Raw genomic sequence first — 16,700 nt, 5'->3', positions numbered from 1 at the left:
GACCGCGGACGAGTTTGTCGGGCGCGGCAAGACAGAACGCGCGACTGTATCGATTTAGTGTATCGATACAGTAAATCGCGGCATCGCTGGAACAAATGGGCGTTTACCCGGGTGCACGCGGTGGTTGACTATGAGGCGCGGCGCACTGGCACACCGCAAAAAGCGACCGCGATACAGGCGTGAACAAGCGGCTCGCGGCGCGCGATGGACAACGCCGCATCAAGCTGCGTGCGTTAAATTTCTTTACCGATGGCCTTGTCGATCGAATAGCGGCCGGCGCCCGTGAACGCAATATGCAGCGCAAGCAAGCCCATCAGGACGGGATATTCCATGCCCTTGTCCAGCCAGACCCATGCTGGCGCGAGGACGAAGCAGATCCCGATCATCTCGAACGTAATCATTGCGGCAAAAATGCGCGTCATGAATCCCAGGGCGATACACAACGCGCCGCCCGACTCGAGGAAGGTCACGAAATAGGCAAGCATTTCCGCTGCCGGAAGGTGAAGTCTGGAATCGATCAGCCGCATGGAACTCGCCAATGGATTGTCCATTGATCCATGTGAGTGGCCAAGCACCTTCGGGAGTCCGTGGGTGAGAAGGACAATGCCGAAACCAAGTCGCAATACGGCGTATGACACAGGATCAAAGAGCCGATAGAGCCGGCCGAGTTGCGGAATGATCAGCTTCGGAGCCGTCGCATCTGCGTTGCGGGTGTCGAGTTCCTGCGTGTCGAGATCCATAGCCAGGCTCCGCATGAATTGAAAAGACCGGGTGAGAGCAGGGTGCCGGACCGCGCACGGACCGGAACGAGTAGTCCGGTGAACCCTGCGCGTTCCCCGAACGACAGTTATTTCGACTTCGGAGCGAGTCCCATTTTTTCGAGCGTCAGGGTTTCGTCGGCGCGACCCCATCCTCCGTCGGCAACTTCCTCGACAAGAACCATCGAATACGGACGGACACCTTCACCGAAGTATTCGACGAACATCGCCGTAGTGCGATGGATGATCTCTTCCTTGCGCGCGTGGTCCAGAATGCCTTCCGGGAACTTGTAATTTGCAAACGGCATAGTGCTTCTCCTGTAGATGCCTCGTTGACGAGGCGCATGTCGTGGCACCGGGCGGTCCGGCATGACTGACCGCATTTTTGTCGTTGCCCGTCCTGAGATAAAGAGTGGCAGATGGACAACTGCATTCGAGGTCGATCAATAATGAGTGAGCGAAGGGGGCTGTAGACGGGCGCGGTGTTGCTTGCTGCCCAACAGCGCGTCACCTGGAAATGGACGTAAGTCGGTTTAGCTCCAAAACCGGTGTCGTCAGACGATTCGTTGCATCGTCAAGGAGCACCGCTGCGCGCCGGGCGGACCGCTGCTGCACGCGAATGTGTGCCCGATCGCGACGGACGATAGCGCGTCGGTACAAATAATGCTGACGCATTTGCAGCCAGGCCGGTTGCATGCAGTTATCGTTGATGCAAGACAAGGACTACAACCGGGGTAACGATGACTTTGAAAAAGTACCCAATGCGACTCTTTTTATGGCTGCTGACGCCCGCCCTCTTTTTGTCGACACCGGCATTCAGTCATGCACTGGATCAGGAAATGGCATGCGAGGACACGCCCCATGACTTCGTCGAGGAACTGGTCGATCAGCAATCGATTGAGACGCCAGCCAACCGCGTTCAGCCGGATTCAGTCAACGCGTTCCGCCCAACCCGCGGTGCACATCTGACCGCGTTCGGTTTCCGGGTGAAGGCGATTTTTGGGTATCAGCCCGGCGATCCGCTTTTCGCGGCCGGCACCGGCAAGCCAGCGTCCGCGCCGCTCTATGGCGTGGTCGTGTTCGGTTCGTCCGAGTCGGTGCAGCGTGAACTGGCTGCGGCGGGCAGCCATGCCGTCACTCATTCGGTGATTCCGATGGTGCTAACCGCAATTGTGTGTGCGCAATGACACATGACGAAGCGCCGCGCCTGGTCAGCTCGACCGGTGGCGGATACGTTTAATCATGCCAGCGCCAACGGCACCCGCGAACGCGCTGCGCAGGCCGTGGAGACCGTTGAGCAGGCAACTTTAGAAGATTTCGATTGCGGTGGAACTGTGTATGTTTGCTAACACTAGAGCATTGGCTGTCGCGCTATTAGAGGCGAATCCCGCTGCGTGTGCAGTGCTCGCTCGTGACTTGACCGTAATTGAAGCTAACGTCCGTTTCAGCGACCTGTTCGACTATCGCCCGTCACCGTCGGTGTCCACGAGCCTTGTTTCTCTCGTCATCGAGAAGCTGCCGGTTCTGTCGAGGGAGGCGTCGCGAGCAAAACTTCTGGCGGTCGCGGCCCGAGCATTTGAAGAAGGTCGAACGCAGAGCGTCGTCATTGCCGACGCTGCGATCGATGCGGACGTCGCGCAGAATGCTGCTGGTTCTGAGTCGGGCATCACGTGGTGGATCGAATTCAATCCTCTTGCCGTGGACGATGCCACCGGCGCGGTGCCAGCGATGGTGGTGCTGGTGAAGTCCAAAGACGCCGCGGGCGAGGTTTCAGCGGCAGGCAGAAAGTTAGAGGGCACTGCCGCGTCCGGGAACGATGACGCTCGTGACGATTCGGAATTGCGCCGATTGCTGTTGGAGGCCCGATATCACGCGCTGGTGAAGGTGGCCAGCTCGGCGGCCTACGTGTGCGATGCCATGGGCAGGTTCGTGGTGCCGCAACCTTCGTGGGAAAGCTATACGGGGCAGCCTTGGGAGAAGCACCAAGGTTATGGGTGGGCCGAAATGATCCATCCGGACGATCGGCTCGTAGCGCAGACAGCGCTGAACAGGTCTCTCGAAACAGACGGGCCGTATCGCGCGGACGTCCGGCTGTGGCACGCCGCATCTTCGACCTACAGGCGTTGCCAGATTCGCGCGGCGGGCTCGCATGACGAGAGCGGCGCGATCTACGAATGGGTGGGGATGATCACCGATGTCGAAGAAACGCTAATCAACGCGCAAAGTCTCACGGAAGAACGCGAGCGTCTTGATCTGTCGATCCAGGCAGCCGAAATCGGCACGTTCCATTGTCCGATTCCGCTGGACCGGATCATCTGGAACGTCAAGTGCAAGGAGCACTTCTGGCTGCCTGCAAACGCCGAGGTCGGCTTTGACCTGTTCTACGCAAGGATTCACCCGGACGACAGGCAAAAAACCCGGGACGCTGTCGAGAAGGCGGTCAACGAAGGTGTCCCCTACGACATCGAATACCGAACTGCTTCGCCATCGGGCGATATCCGGTGGATTCGTGCCAAGGGACGAACACATGTAGACGAAGCGGGTCGGCCGTTGCGGTTCGACGGCATCACCATCGACGTTTCTTCTCACAAGGCGCTTGAAATGGAGCGCGACCGGCTTCTGACAAACGAGCGGCTGTTGCGGTTAGAGGCGCAACACGCCAATCAGCTCAAAGATGCCTTTCTTGCTACCGTGTCTCACGAGCTGCGAACGCCACTGAATGCGATGCAGTCGTGGCTCTATCTTCTCCAACACGAAAACACCGATCCCGAACTCATCGCGCGCGGCATCGAGGCGATAGACCGTAACGTCGAACTGCAAACGCGGCTTGTCGACGACCTGCTGGATCTGAGCCGGATCGCCGCCGGCAAGCTGTTCATCAATTCGAGCGAGGTGGATCTCGTGCCGCTGCTCGTCGCCGAAATCAGTGACGTTAAGTTGGCTGCGCGCGCTAAGGGAGTCGAGATCGTCCCGCGGCTGGCAGACACATTGCTCGTGGAGGGCGACCCGCTCCGGCTGCGTCAGGTGTTTTCCAATGTACTCAGCAATGCGCTGAAGTACTCGAAGGCTGAAGGGAAAATCGGGATCGTTGCCAGTCGCGCAGGCAACTGGGCAGAGATACGGGTTGAGGACAATGGAGCGGGAATTCCCGCTTCTTTCATCAACCACGTATTCGAGCCATTTGCACAAGCTTCACAGGCGACGACACGCCGCTTCGGCGGGCTCGGTATTGGTCTCGCAATCGCGAAGAGCATCGTGACGCTGCATGGCGGATCGATCACGGCCCATAGTGAAGGCGATGGGCGTGGGAGCACTTTCGTCGTTCACATTCCTTTGCTGGCCGAAGATAGAGAGCCACCGGCTGGACCGCCGCTGACCGACATAGTGACATCGTCCCGCGACGAAGCGCTTGCCGGCATCAGAGTGCTTCTGGTCGAAGACGAAGCGGACGTGCGCGATGCGATGCTCGCCGTGCTGGAGTCCGCTGGAGCCGGAGTGCGGGGTGCCGAATCGGCGCCCGAAGCGCGTCGGCAGATCGATGCGGAGCAATTCGACGTCATTCTTTCAGACATCGGCATGCCGGACGAAGACGGCTATTCGCTTATCCGCTCACTGCGGCAGCAGGCCAATCAGACGCCCGCGATCGCGGTGACAGCGTTCGGGCGTCCGGAAGACAGGGCTCGTGCATTGCAGGCCGGCTTCGACCTGCATATGCCGAAACCCGTCGAGCCGACGAGCCTCTTCAGGGCCATTCGGGAACTGCTCCGAATCTAGGTTCCCGATGACGTGGGTTGAAGCATACCGAGCGGCGGCGCAACGCTACGAGCGTGATCGGGGTCCTGCGTGCGCGCGCCGCTCTTCTTCACGCGTGGATCGTTGCGTGGATCGTTGTGTGCGTCGTTCTCTCGCGGCCTTTTTCTCGGCCGCCCCCTCTGCTTCCGCATGAGTGTCGCCGATTACCTTGCCGATCGCTTCCTTTACCGAGCCTTGCGCTTCACTGGTCTGAGTCGTCCTTCCTCGTGGGTGATTCATTTTTGTCTCCCGTCTTGCACCAAACAAAACCATTGTCTTTCATAAGGTAAGGAAGAGCGGCGCTCGGAAAGTTCCCGACCGACATTCGAACCGGAACTTTGGACGCTAAGAGGGCAGAATCACTTGCTGTCAACATGCAATTGCCCCCACCCTTTGGGTGCATTTGCGGCTACCGGTCGGTAAATACATCCCTGATAATCTCGCGATAGCGAACGCGTCCGGAAGACCCTGTCCGCACGTTCTGCATGTTGCTGCCGCATATGCCGTTCGGGACGATTTCCATGGCGTGTGCGCGACCCAGGCGGTTGCAACCGGCGAATGCGCCGGTGCGCCGCCGCGGGCGCTTTCGTCCTTGAACCTTGCCGCGACGCGGCGCCCGAACAGAACAGCCAGCCGCGATGGACGCTTCCGTGCAACGCCCGAAAACTGACCGCCGTCAGCTCCAGCAGATCATCGCAGGCCTGAGCGAAGGGGTCATTCTCATCGAACCCGACCAGAGCATTCGTTGGGCCAATCAGGCCGCCCTCGACATGCATGGCGCCAGCAGCATCGAGGAACTCGGCCGGAATGTGTCCGAGTACCGCCAAAGATTCCAGCTTCGCTACCGGAACAATCACCGCATCGAACCAGGCAGTTACCCGATCGATCGCGTGGTCGCCGGTGAATCTTTTAGCGACGTACTGGTGGAGGTCGCACCCGCCGGGCAAGCAGAGCCGCGCTGGGTTCACCGCGTGCGAAGTCTGGTGATTACCGACACGGACGGCGAGCCGGATTGTCTCGTGCTCATCCTGCACGATGCAACCGAGTGGGCAAGCGCGGAAGAGCGTTTCGAAAAGACATTCGGCGCTAACCCGGCACCTGCCGTTATCTGCAGGCTCAGCGATCTGCGCTTCATCAAGGTCAACCGCGGCTTTGTCGAGATGACGGGCTATACACGCGAGCAGGTAATCGGGCGTTCAGTCTATGAACTGGATGTTCTGGAAAATGCTTCGCAGAAGGAGCTGGCCGTCGAGCGTCTGACAGCAGGGCAGACGATTCCGCAAATGGAAGCGTTGCTGCGCCTCGCGGACTCGGAGTCCAAGCTGGTTATCGTCGCCGGACAGCCGATCGATCTCGCCGACGAGCCGTGCATGCTCTTCACGTTCATGGATCTCGAGCCGCGCAGAAAGGCCGAGCAGGCGCTGCGTCGCAGTGAGGAGCAGTTTGCGAATGCATTCAGGATGGCTCCCATTCCGACCATCGTCTACGCACGTGATTCGCTCAGGCTGCTCGAGGCGAACCAGGCGTTTCTCGACGCCACGGGTTTCGCGGCCGAAGAACTTGTCGGTCACACGCTCGAAGAATCGACCTTCTGGGACGCAGAGGATGCGCACGCGAAGATAGAGCAGATGCTCGCCACGTCGGGCAACCTGCGCAACGTCGAGTTCAAGGTGCGCACGCGGGCCGGGCTTGCGGTCGACTGCCTGATCTCCGCCGAGTCGGTCCCCATTCATGGCGACGACTGCGTGCTGATGGTGTTTCAGGACATCACCGAGCGCAAACGCACCGAGCTCGAACTCCTTCTCGCGATCGAAGCGGTCATGCAGGACGCGTCGTGGTTCAGCCGGTCGATTCTGGACAAGCTTCGTCATATCCGCAGCGGGACGGCACCCGGCAAGATCGATGCGGCGATTTCGGACCTGACACCGCGCGAGCGCGACGTTCTCGCGCTGATCTGCGAGGGGCTGGCCGACAAGGAAATTGCCACGAGACTCGGCGTGGCTCCGAACACCGTCCGCAGCCGCGTGAGCACGCTATACGCGAAGCTCGGTCTGCACAGCCGCAGCGAGGCGATCATCTGGGCGCGCGAACACGGCCTGCCGGCTGGCGGCGTTGCAAGCACGCGCCCTGCGGCACGCGCTTCCCGACGTTCTTCCTGACTCCGATGCCGGCACAGCCGGCGTCTTTTTACCTCTCATGGAAAATCAAAGTTCTGACCTCCGTGGCAGTCACATGGACCACCGCGTATCAACCGGCGTTGCCGGCCTCGACGAGATCCTGGCCGGCGGTCTTACGGCAAGCCGGGTCTACCTGGTCGAAGGGCCGCCCGGCGCGGGCAAGACGACTCTTGCACTGCAGTTCCTGCTCGAAGGTCAGCGCCTGGGGGATACCGGTCTCTACGTCACGCTGTCCGAGACCGCGTCCGAGTTGCGTTCCGTTGCGGCGACTCACGGATGGTCGCTCGACGGTCTGGCAATCGTGGAGTTGTTGAGCGACGAAGGGCTCACGCCTGAGTACGAACAGACGGTGCTGAATCCGGCCGAGCTCGAACTCGGCGAAACGGTGCGTAATGTGATGCGAGAGGTCGAGCAGGCTCGTCCGACACGTGTGGTGTTCGACAGCCTGTCCGAGCTACGGCTTCTGTCGCAGAGTCCGCTGCGGTATCGGCGGCAGTTGCTCGCGCTCAAGCGGTTTTTCGGCAATCGCAACTGCACGGTGTTGCTGCTCGACGACGAGACTTCCGACGCCGGCGACGTGCAGTTGCACAGTCTGGCGCACGGGGTCATCAACCTGAATCAGGTCACGCACGAATACGGCACGCAGCGCCGGCGTCTGCGCGTCGTCAAGATGCGCGGCGTGGCCTTTCAGGGAGGTTTTCACGACTTCACGTTGAAAAGCGGCGGCATTCAGGTTTTTCCGACGCTGGTGGCCGGGGATCGACACGTACAGTTCGACCACGAGAATCTGTCGACCGGCGTGCCCGAACTCGACGCGCTGCTCGGCGGCGGCCTTGCGCGCGGAACGAATACTCTGCTGGTGGGGCCGTCGGGCGCGGGCAAAACCACTACCGTGCTCCGGTGCCTGCAGACGGCACTCGAACGGGGCGAGCACGCCGTCTACTATCTCTTCGACGAAACGCTCGGCACACTACTGCGTCGCGCAGCAGCGCTCGGCATGAATCTTTCGCCTCACCTCGAAAGCGGTCTCCTGTCGATCGAGCCGATAGATCCAGCGGAGCTCTCGCCAGGAGAATTTACTCACCGCGTTCAGGCGGCGGTCGAGACGCACGGTGCGCGCGTGGTGGCTATCGACAGCCTCAATGCATATCTGCAGGCGATGCCTGGCGAAAAATACCTGATGCTGCAGATGCACGAGCTGCTGACCTATCTGAACCAGCAGGGCGTCATGTCTCTGCTCGTTCTCGGTCAGCACGGGATCATCGGCGAGATCCAGAGCAATATCGACGTGAGCTACCTGAGCGATGCGTTGCTGCTGTTCCGGTTCTTCGAAGCAGAAGGCTCGGTGTTGACTGCGGTGTCGGCCGTCAAAAGCCGGACCAACATGCACGAACGCTCGATCCGGCAATTCCGGCTGAGCGACAAGGGACTCGAAGTAGGCGACGTGTTGAGCGACTTCAAAGGCGTGTTGTCTGGACTGCCGTCTTATACCGGACACACGCCTTTGCTCGGCGCGAATTCCGTCGCCTCCGAGTGAGAAGCCATCGCCCGTAGCGGGCACATCCCGGTAAAAACTTACTCAAAGAGCGAGGCGACGGCCTTCGAACACCGCGGCGTGACGGAACATTTGGAACATTTCGGTAACATTCGTCCAGTCCCTTAAAATGACGGGATTGATCCAATGACGCCGGAGCTGGTGATGCGTATCCTGGTGATCGAAGACGAGCCGAAAACAGGCGCGTACCTGAAAAAGGGCCTGGAAGAATCGGGCTATTCCGTCGACCTCGCCAACGACGGCGCCGACGGCCTGCTGCTTGCACAGGAGCAGGACTACGACGTGATCGTCCTCGACGTGATGCTGCCGACAATGGACGGTTGGGCCGTGCTGAAAGTACTGCGCGCGACTCATACCACGCCGGTGCTGTTCCTTACCGCGCGCGACGACGTGAACGACCGCGTGCGCGGTCTCGAACTGGGCGGCGACGATTACCTCGTCAAACCATTTGCGTTTGTCGAACTGCTGGCACGAGTGCGTACGTTGGCGCGGCGCGGTCCGCCGCGAGAGAGCGAACTGCTGGCGGTCGGCGACCTGGAAATGGACATCAACCGGCGGCGCGTGAAACGCGGCGCAACGCGTATCGATCTGACGCCCCGCGAGTTCTCGCTGTTGCAACTGCTTCTGCGCCGTCAGGGCGAGGTGCTGAGCCGCACGCAGATCGCTTCATACGTGTGGGACATGAATTTCGACAGCGATACGAACGTGGTCGAAGTGGCGATTCGCCGCTTGCGTGCGAAGATCGACGACGCTTTTCCCGTCAAGCTGATCCAGACCGTACGCGGCGTTGGATACGTAATTGAAGCGAAAGAGCCGGACTGATGGCAGCACGCTCGCTGACCGCTACGCTTGCACTCGCATTCGCGGGCACGACGCTGCTCGTATTCGCGCTGGTCGGCAGCGTGCTGTACTTCGCGCTGGACCGCCAGGTCAAGCAGCAGGACGACCTCGATATCGTGCTGATCGCGCGGCACACGCGGCGTCTCGCGCAGGAGCTCAATACGCTCGACGAACTGCGCAGCCACGGCGACCGTCTGACTAGCCAGGTGCTGGGCAACCTGGCGCTGTCGATGGAAGTACGCGATCCGCAGCGCAAGCTGCTGTTCGAACACAACACGGCGGCCATTGCCGACACTACGACGCCGTCGCCTGCGCTCATGAAACGAATCGGCGCCTCGCAACGCATCACCGAAGCGGACATCGCAGAGTGGCGCACCTCGCAGGACGTGCCGGTGCGCGGACTTGCTGCGGATGCGATGTTGCGCGACGGCACGCCGGTCACGATCATCATCGCGCGCAATATGGCGGACCGCTGGCGTCTGCTCGACCGGTATCGCGATCGGCTGTATGTCGCGGGTCTCGCGGGTATGCTGCTCGCGTTCCTGATGAGCTGGTTGCTGGTGCGCGAGTCGTTGCGGCCATTGCGCGAGATGGCGCGCAGCGCGGCCACCGTCACCGTCGACAAATTGCACACGCGCATCGAAGCCGATGGTGCGCCGAATGAACTGGCCGCGCTCATCGCGTCGCTGAATGCGATGCTGGACCGCCTGCACGGCGGCTTTGAACGGATGTCGCAATACACGGCGGACCTCGCCCACGATATGCGCACGCCGCTTGGCAATCTGCGTGGATCGACTGAAGTCGCGCTGGCTCGCCCTCGTTCGGCCGATGAATATCGGTCCGTGCTCGCATCGAATCTCGAAGAGTGCGAACGGCTGTCGCGCATGATCGAAAGCGTGCTGTTTCTAGCCCGCGCCGAACACCCGCAGTTCGTCAAGACGCTGACCCAGGTCGATGCGCAGCAAGAGCTGTCGCGCATTGCCGAATACTTCGAGGGCGTCGCCGACGAAGCCGGCGTGCAGATTCGCGTAACAGGCGGCGGCCAGTTGCGCGCCGACGTGGAACTGTTCCGGCGCGCCGTCAATAATCTGCTTGCGAATGCGCTCCGTTATACGCCGCGCGGGGCCACGATCACATTGGATGCACAGGCCCCCGCCGAGGCTCCGCATACGCTGCGTGTGACCGTGGCGAACGAGGGCAAGCCGATCGATCCGGCCCTGCTCGAGCGGGTGTTCGACCGCTTCTATCGCGTGGACCCGTCGCGCAAAAGCGAGCCGAATGCGTCCGGATCTGCGGGTCTGGGTCTTGCCATTGTCCGCACCATCATGGAACTGCATGGCGGCAGCGCGCATGCCGAAAGCGACGCGGCCGGTACACGCTTCATCCTCACGTTTGCGGCCGCTTAGAAGGCGAGTCCGGTGGCGCGGTCGCCGCCGTATTCCCGCTTTCATCGAGCGAGGTGCGACTCCAGCCGCCGCCCAGCGCTTTTAGCAACTGCACGCTGGCATCAACACGCCGTGCGTCGATCAGTTCCTGCGTGCGTTCATTCGTCAACGCAATGGTTTGTGCGGTCACGACATCCAGGTAGCTGACGGCTCCTGCCTGATAGCGGTTCGTCGTGAGCTTCAACGACAGCTCAGCGGCCGATGTCGCGCGTTGCTGGCTGTCCGCTTCGCTAGCCAGTGTCGTCAGCGTGGACAGGTTGTCTTCCACTTGCTGGAACGCGGTCAGCACAGTCTGCCTGTAATCCGCTACTGCGCTGTTGTACTGCGCGTTCGCGCCCTTCAACGAGGCATCGCGGCGGCCGCCGTCGAACAGCGTGCCGGCCAGTTGCGCGCCGAGCGACCAGAAGAGGCTGGGCGCCGTGAGCCACGGCGCGAAGAACGTGCTTTCGAGTCCGGCCGTGGCCGACAACGTCAGGTTGGGATAGTACGCGGCGCGCGCCTCGCCGATCTGAGCGTTGGCCGCCGCGACGCGCCGCTCGGCGGCTGCGATATCGGGTCTGCGTTCGAGCAGTTGCGACGGCACGCCCGTTGGAATCTGCGGCAATCCCACGCTTTTCACTTCACTGGCCAGTGCGAACGACGACGCCGGCATGCCGATCAGCGTCGCAATGGCGTGTTGAAGCTGCGCACGCTGTACGTCGATGTCGGTGTCCTGGCTGCGGGTGCTCTCCAGTTGCGTCTGCGCCTGCGCAACGGCCGATGCGTCGATCGCACCGTCCTTTAACTGCTGTTGCACGATGCTCAAGGCCGCGGCATATGCGGTAACGCTGTCGTCGAGCAGCTTCTTCTGACGATCGAGCGAACGTAGATCGACGTAGTCGGTCGCGAGATCGCTGGCGACCGACAGGCGCACGGCCTGAAGGTCCGCCTCGCTTGCCTGCGCGTTGTCGCGCGCATAGACGGTTGCATCCTTCACCCGGCCGAACAGATCGGGCTCCCAACTCGCGGTGGCGCCCACCGAGTAGTCGGGCACCGTCTGTCCCGCGAGCGAATGCCCGAGCACGTTCTGCGACAACCTCGTGCGCGACTGCGCCGCGCCGGCCGTTACCGTGGGTGCGTAGCCGGCACGCTGGTAGTCGAGCATCGCGCGGGCGGCCTGCAACTGCGCTACCGCTTTCGCCACGGTCTGATTCGACACGTCGACGCGCGCTTCGAGCTGGTCCAGTTCGGCGTCGTGAAAGAGCGTCCACCACGGGCCGGGCGGCTTGGCATCGGCTGGCGCAGCGACGCTCCAACCCGGCGCCGCAGCGCCTGCGTATTGAGTTGGCACGGCCGCTTCCGGTTGATGATACGTGGGCAGCGTCGAACACGCAGTCAACGCGCAGACGGTGACGATAGCCGCGCTGCGACGGGCGAATGGATGAAGAAGAGTGAGCATGAGCCGTCTCCTGGATCGCTTAACCGTGCCGTGCCGCGGCCGCTGCGACGCGCACCGGCTGGCCGTCCGCGAGCGCATCGCCCGGATTGTCGATGACCTGATCTGTCGACGTGACGCCGGTCGCGATTTCAACGTAGGTGCCGAAGTCCCGGCCGATGGTCACCTTGCGAAGATGCGCGCGACCATCCTGTCCGATCACCGCAACCGTGACGCCATCGGGTCTGAACAGCAATGCGCTCACCGGAAGTTCGAGCGCGGGGTGCTGCGTGCGCAACGCCAGATGAACCTGTGCATACGCGCCGGGCAACAACGCGCCGTCGCGATTGTCGACGTCGATCTCAACGCGCAGAGTCCGGCTGACAGAATCGATTGCGTCGGCGCTGCGCGCGACGGTCGCCGCAAAGGAGCGGCCCGGATACTGCTGGGTGGTCAGATAGACCTGTGTGCCTGCGGTGACGCTGCCGGCGTCGTCCTGCGGCACGTTCACGTAAACGCGCAAGCGGTCGGTCTGCTCGACGTGGAAAAGCTCTCCCGGCGCACTTGCAAGACCCGGCGATCCTCCTGATGTTACGAGCGCCCCGACATCGACGTTGCGCACGGTGACGACGCCGTCGAACGGCGCGGTGACTTTCTCGTAAGACACGAGCTCGCTCAAGCGCGCGACGTTCGCCTGTGCCGACGCGAGCGCGGCGAGTTTCGCGGCGCTGTCGCTCGTCTTCGAATCGGCATCCTGTTGCGACACCGATTGCGTTTGCAACATCGTCTGCCAGCGCCGCGCGGTGCTGTCCGAGAACGCGTAGTTCGCGTTTGCGGTGGCCACGTCGGCGCGTGCCTGTTGCAACTGGGCGTCCAGCTCCGGCGTTTCGATGTCGGCAAGCGTTTGTCCGGCTCGGACTTTCGTGCCGATGTCCGCGTACCAATGCCGAACATAGCCGCTCGTGCGCGCATAGATCGACGCGTCGGCATACGGCATCACGGAACCGGGCAACAACAGTTCCTGCGAAACCGGCGCCGGTTTCGGCCGCACAGCATCGACGATCGTTTCGCGTTGCGCGGCGACCTGTTGCGAGAGTTCGGTACTCGCATGCAGACGCGGCACGATTCCGACTGCGAGCAGGGCCGCTGCAATCGTCAGCAGGGCGGCGGGCAGCAGGAGCGCGCGGCGCTTCGGGGGTTGCACGGCGGTGTCGTTGCGAGCGGGTACGGCAAGCTCCGTCGATGCCGGGCCATCGCGGTCCTGCGGAAGGTTGGACTGAGTCATGGCTTTTCCTTATCGAGCTTGAGTATTCATCGGCACGGCGGCAGCGCGAGCCGCGCGACGCCGCGCGAGCCACGCATGTACCGCCCCGAACACGACGGGTACGAACATCAGCGTCGAGAGCGTGCCGAATGCCAGGCCGCCAATCACCGCGCGGCCGAGCGGGGCGTTCTGTTCGCCGCCGTCGCCGAGGCCGAGGGCCATCGGCAGCATGCCGATCAGCATGGCGAGCGCGGTCATCAGCACGGGCCTGAAGCGGTTGAAGCCCGCATCGAGCGCGGCGGCGAGCGGCTCCATGCCGGCCTGCAACGACTCGCGCGCCGTGTTGATGACGAGAATGCTGTTTGCCGTTGCAATGCCGATGCAGAGAATCGTTCCAGTAAGAGCCGGCACGCTCAGCGTGGTATGCGTCGCGAACAGCATCCATGCGATGCCCGCGAGCGATGCCGGCAAGCCGCTGATGATGATCAGCGGGTCCAGCCACGACTGGAAGTTCACGACCATCAGCAGATAGACGAGCGCGATTGCGAACACGAGCCCGGCGCCGAGACCGGCGAACGACTCGTTCATCGACTGCACCTGGCCGCGCATCACGATCGACGAACCGGGCGGCAACTGCGCGCGCGCCGCGTCGACGATTCTGGATACGTCGGCGGCGACGCCGCCCAGATCGCGTCCCTGCGTCGCCGCGAATATGTCGAGCACCGGCTGCACGTTGTAGTGCGAGACCATCGCCTGTTGCGAGCTGCGATCCAACGTGCCGAGCGTGCCGAGCTGGTTCTGTGGCGCGACCGTGGCCTGATTCGTGGTCAACGGAATGTTCGAGAGCGTTTGCAGCGAGTCGATGTCGTACTGCGGCACCTCGGCCAGCAGGGGATAGCTGACGCCGTTCTTCGGATCGAGCCAGAAGTTCGGCGTAGTCTGCGAGCTGCCCGAGAGCGCGATCAACATGTTCTGTGCGACGTCGCGCTGCGTGAGGCCCGCCTGGATAGCCTTCGTCCGGTCGACGTTCACGTCGATGGTCGGCGCGTCGCCGGGCTGCTGGATGCGTGCGTCGACGAGACCGCGTACACCGCGCAACTGCGCAAGCAGCCGGTCGGCCACCACGCGGTTCTTGTCGAGCTGATTGCCTACGATCTGCACGTCGATAGGAGCGGGCAGGCCGAAGTTGAGGATCTGGCTGACGATGTCGGCGGGCAGGAACGCGAACGTCACACCCGGAAACGACGCGGCGAGCACGTTGCGCAGTTGCGCGACGTATTGCGCGGTGGGTTTGTGCTTGGGCTGCAGCGTCACCAGGATATCGGCGTCTTCGGGGCCGACCGGATCGGACGAGTCGTAGGTCAGATTGATGCCGCTGACCGGCACACCGATGTTATCGAGCACGGCCGCCTGCTCCGACTTCGGGATCACGCTGCGAATCTTCGCTTCGACCTGATCGGTGATGCGCGCTGTTTCCTCGATGCGGGTGCCCGTCGGTGCGCGCAGATGCAGCCGGATCTGACCGGTATCGACGGAGGGAAAGAAGTCGCGGCCGGCGAACGGGACGAGGATCAGCGACGCGAGACACAGCGCGACATAGACCGGCACGAAACGGCGGCGTCCCGAGATCGCGCGTCCCAGCATCGCACGATAGCCGCTGCGCAACGCCTCGAAGTGCCGTTCGAAGCGCGCCTGGAAACGCGCCACTGCAGCAAAGCGTCCCTGCGCATTGTGGCCTTCTTTGGACGGCGCGCGCATCAGATACATTGCGAGCGTCGGGATCAGCGTGCGCGAGAAAAAGTAAGACGCGCACATCGCGAACACGACCGCTTCCGCAAGCGGAACGAATAGATAACGCGCGACGCCGGACAGCAGGAACATCGGTACGAACACAATGCAGATCGACATCGTCGAGACGAACGTCGGCACCGCGATCTCGCCTGAGCCGTTCAGGATCGCATCATGCAACGGCTCGCCCTTTTCCAGATGGTGCGTGATGTTTTCAATCGCCACCGTCGCGTCGTCGACCAGAATACCGACGGCGAGCGCAAGGCCGCCAAGCGTCATGATGTTGATGGTCTGCCCGAGCGCTGCAAGTGCAATCAGCGACGTCAGCACGGCGAGCGGAATCGTCACTGCAATGATCAGCGTTGCGCGCCAGCTGCCGAGAAACAGCAGGATCATCGCGGCCGTCAGGCATGCGGCGATCAGCGCTTCGCGCACCACGCCCGAAATGGCCGACTTCACGAACACGGACTGATCCGATAACGGGGTGATGTGCAGTGCTTTCGGCAAACCGGCCGCGATTTTAGGCAGCATGTCTTTGACCTGCTGGATGATCGTCAGCGTCGACGCGCTGCCGGTCTTTTCGACTTGCAGCAGTGCAGCGCGCTTGCCGTCGCTGCGCACGATGTTGGTCTGCGGCGCATAACCGTCGATCACATGCGCGACGTCGCGAACGTACACCACGCCAACTTGCACCGTCTTGATCGGCAGATCGTTGAGCGCAGCGACGCTCTTCGTGCTGCCGTTCATCTCGACGTTGTATTCACGCGAGCCGATTTTCGCGGTGCCGCCCGGCAGAATCAGGTTTTGCGCATTGACCGCGTTGACGACGTCGATCGGTGCGAGTCCTTTCGCCTGCAGCGCCTTTGGATCGAGCTCGACCATGATCTGGCGGATCTTGCCGCCGAACGGCAGCGGCACCGCCGCGCCCTGCACGGTGGCTAACTGCGTGCGGATAAAACTGTTGCCGAGATCGTAGAGCGTCTGTTCGGGCAACGTGTCGCTCGACAGGCCCAGTTGCAGGACGGGCACCGTCGATGCGTTATACGTGATGATGTTCGGCGGCAAGGTGCCCGGCGGCAGGACTCGCAAGATCGACGCGGAGTTCGATGCGGCTTCGGCGATCGCGCGGTTGATGTCGGCGCCGGGATGAAAGAAGATCTTCACGACTGAGACGCCGTTTAACGACTGCGACTCGATGTGCTCGATGTCGTCGACGTCCGTCGTGAGCGCACGCTCGTAATTCGACGTGATCCGGTGCGCCATGTCTTCGGCGGAAAAGCCGTTGTACGACCAGACAATGCTGACCACGGGAATGTCGATGTTCGGAAAGATGTCGGTCGGCGTGCGCATGATCGCAAGCGGGCCGAGTATGAACAGCAGCACGGCCAGCACGATAAAGGTGTAGGGCCGCCGCAGGGCCAGTCGGACTATCCACATGACATTTCCTTGGACGATGGGCTAGAGAGATGGCCCGTGCCGCGGTGCGTCCAAGCGATGCAATGCGGCGGGCTGATGACGTCGCAGTGTGCCGATCCGTCACTGACTTGTAAGTGACGGCGTCATTACAAGTCTGTTATCTGCGTGGGAGCAAAGACGAGCGGGCGACGGCAGAAAGCAAGGGGCGCTGAGCGCGCTCGAAGATGACAAGCTTGTAATGCGCTGGTCAG

The 16,700-nt window shown here is 62.1% G+C and carries 11 protein-coding genes; 6 read left to right on the top strand and 5 right to left on the bottom strand.

The features are described 5' to 3' along the window. Positions 1–233: 233 nt before the first annotated feature. Positions 234–740, bottom strand: coding sequence for a DoxX family protein (locus J2W46_RS04850; RefSeq protein WP_310351743.1), 507 nt, complete (start codon positions 738–740; stop codon positions 234–236). A 107-nt stretch (positions 741–847) separates the two neighbouring features. Then, positions 848–1,066, bottom strand: a complete 219-nt coding sequence (locus J2W46_RS04845) for a tautomerase family protein (RefSeq protein ID WP_020066774.1) — start codon at positions 1,064–1,066, stop codon at positions 848–850. A gap of 453 nt (positions 1,067–1,519) precedes the next feature. Between J2W46_RS04845 and J2W46_RS04840 the strand changes: the two genes are divergently transcribed. The 6 genes from J2W46_RS04840 to J2W46_RS04815 all read left to right on the top strand — a co-directional run bounded on the left by J2W46_RS04840 (position 1,520) and on the right by J2W46_RS04815 (position 10,528). Beyond that, on the top strand, positions 1,520–1,945 hold the full coding sequence (locus J2W46_RS04840) for a hypothetical protein (protein ID WP_310351740.1): 426 nt from the start codon (positions 1,520–1,522) through the stop codon (positions 1,943–1,945). Between the two features lie 151 nt (positions 1,946–2,096). Beyond that, positions 2,097–4,532 carry a hybrid sensor histidine kinase/response regulator gene (locus tag J2W46_RS04835; protein ID WP_310351737.1) on the top strand — a complete coding sequence of 812 codons (2,436 nt, stop codon included), beginning with the start codon at positions 2,097–2,099 and terminating at the stop codon, positions 4,530–4,532. Between the two features lie 656 nt (positions 4,533–5,188). After that, positions 5,189–6,709, top strand: coding sequence for a helix-turn-helix transcriptional regulator (locus J2W46_RS04830; RefSeq protein WP_310351735.1), 1,521 nt, complete (start codon positions 5,189–5,191; stop codon positions 6,707–6,709). A gap of 73 nt (positions 6,710–6,782) precedes the next feature. Beyond that, on the top strand, positions 6,783–8,264 hold the full coding sequence (locus J2W46_RS04825) for an ATPase domain-containing protein (protein ID WP_310351732.1): 1,482 nt from the start codon (positions 6,783–6,785) through the stop codon (positions 8,262–8,264). 162 nt (positions 8,265–8,426) lie between these two features. Further along, on the top strand, positions 8,427–9,104 hold the full coding sequence (locus tag J2W46_RS04820; RefSeq protein WP_027778691.1) for a heavy metal response regulator transcription factor: 678 nt from the start codon (positions 8,427–8,429) through the stop codon (positions 9,102–9,104). Further along, positions 9,104–10,528: a heavy metal sensor histidine kinase gene (locus J2W46_RS04815; RefSeq protein ID WP_310351730.1), complete on the top strand. Its 1,425-nt coding sequence runs from the start codon at positions 9,104–9,106 to the stop codon at positions 10,526–10,528. Before J2W46_RS04820 ends, J2W46_RS04815 begins: the two co-directional genes overlap by 1 nt. Here J2W46_RS04815 and J2W46_RS04810 read toward each other — a convergent pair. Genes J2W46_RS04810 through J2W46_RS04800 form a run of 3 tightly spaced genes read right to left on the bottom strand, consistent with a single transcriptional unit; the run spans position 10,509 to position 16,470 of the window. Continuing rightward, positions 10,509–12,005, bottom strand: coding sequence for an efflux transporter outer membrane subunit (locus J2W46_RS04810; RefSeq protein WP_310351727.1), 1,497 nt, complete (start codon positions 12,003–12,005; stop codon positions 10,509–10,511). The genes J2W46_RS04815 and J2W46_RS04810 overlap by 20 nt on opposite strands. A 19-nt stretch (positions 12,006–12,024) precedes the next feature. Continuing rightward, positions 12,025–13,266, bottom strand: coding sequence for an efflux RND transporter periplasmic adaptor subunit (locus tag J2W46_RS04805; RefSeq protein ID WP_310351724.1), 1,242 nt, complete (start codon positions 13,264–13,266; stop codon positions 12,025–12,027). A 9-nt stretch (positions 13,267–13,275) separates the two neighbouring features. Next, a complete protein-coding gene (locus J2W46_RS04800; protein WP_310351722.1) occupies positions 13,276–16,470 on the bottom strand; it encodes an efflux RND transporter permease subunit in 3,195 nt (1,064 codons plus the stop codon). Between the last annotated feature and the right edge of the window lie 230 nt (positions 16,471–16,700).

The sequence above is a fragment of the Paraburkholderia strydomiana genome, from assembly GCF_031456815.1.
Classification (GTDB): domain Bacteria; phylum Pseudomonadota; class Gammaproteobacteria; order Burkholderiales; family Burkholderiaceae; genus Paraburkholderia; species Paraburkholderia caledonica.
The sequence above is the reverse complement of the archived record's forward strand: the minus strand, read 5'-3'. Positions and strand labels throughout refer to the sequence as shown.

Coding starts and splice junctions, on each gene's coding strand:
- J2W46_RS04850 (WP_310351743.1), bottom strand. CDS start 740: ATGGATCTCGACACGCAGGAACTCGACACCCGCAACGCAGATGCGACG.
- J2W46_RS04845 (WP_020066774.1), bottom strand. CDS start 1,066: ATGCCGTTTGCAAATTACAAGTTCCCGGAAGGCATTCTGGACCACGCG.
- J2W46_RS04840 (WP_310351740.1), top strand. CDS start 1,520: ATGCGACTCTTTTTATGGCTGCTGACGCCCGCCCTCTTTTTGTCGACA.
- J2W46_RS04835 (WP_310351737.1), top strand. CDS start 2,097: ATGTTTGCTAACACTAGAGCATTGGCTGTCGCGCTATTAGAGGCGAAT.
- J2W46_RS04830 (WP_310351735.1), top strand. CDS start 5,189: ATGGACGCTTCCGTGCAACGCCCGAAAACTGACCGCCGTCAGCTCCAG.
- J2W46_RS04825 (WP_310351732.1), top strand. CDS start 6,783: ATGGACCACCGCGTATCAACCGGCGTTGCCGGCCTCGACGAGATCCTG.
- J2W46_RS04820 (WP_027778691.1), top strand. CDS start 8,427: ATGCGTATCCTGGTGATCGAAGACGAGCCGAAAACAGGCGCGTACCTG.
- J2W46_RS04815 (WP_310351730.1), top strand. CDS start 9,104: ATGGCAGCACGCTCGCTGACCGCTACGCTTGCACTCGCATTCGCGGGC.
- J2W46_RS04810 (WP_310351727.1), bottom strand. CDS start 12,005: ATGCTCACTCTTCTTCATCCATTCGCCCGTCGCAGCGCGGCTATCGTC.
- J2W46_RS04805 (WP_310351724.1), bottom strand. CDS start 13,266: ATGACTCAGTCCAACCTTCCGCAGGACCGCGATGGCCCGGCATCGACG.
- J2W46_RS04800 (WP_310351722.1), bottom strand. CDS start 16,470: ATGTGGATAGTCCGACTGGCCCTGCGGCGGCCCTACACCTTTATCGTG.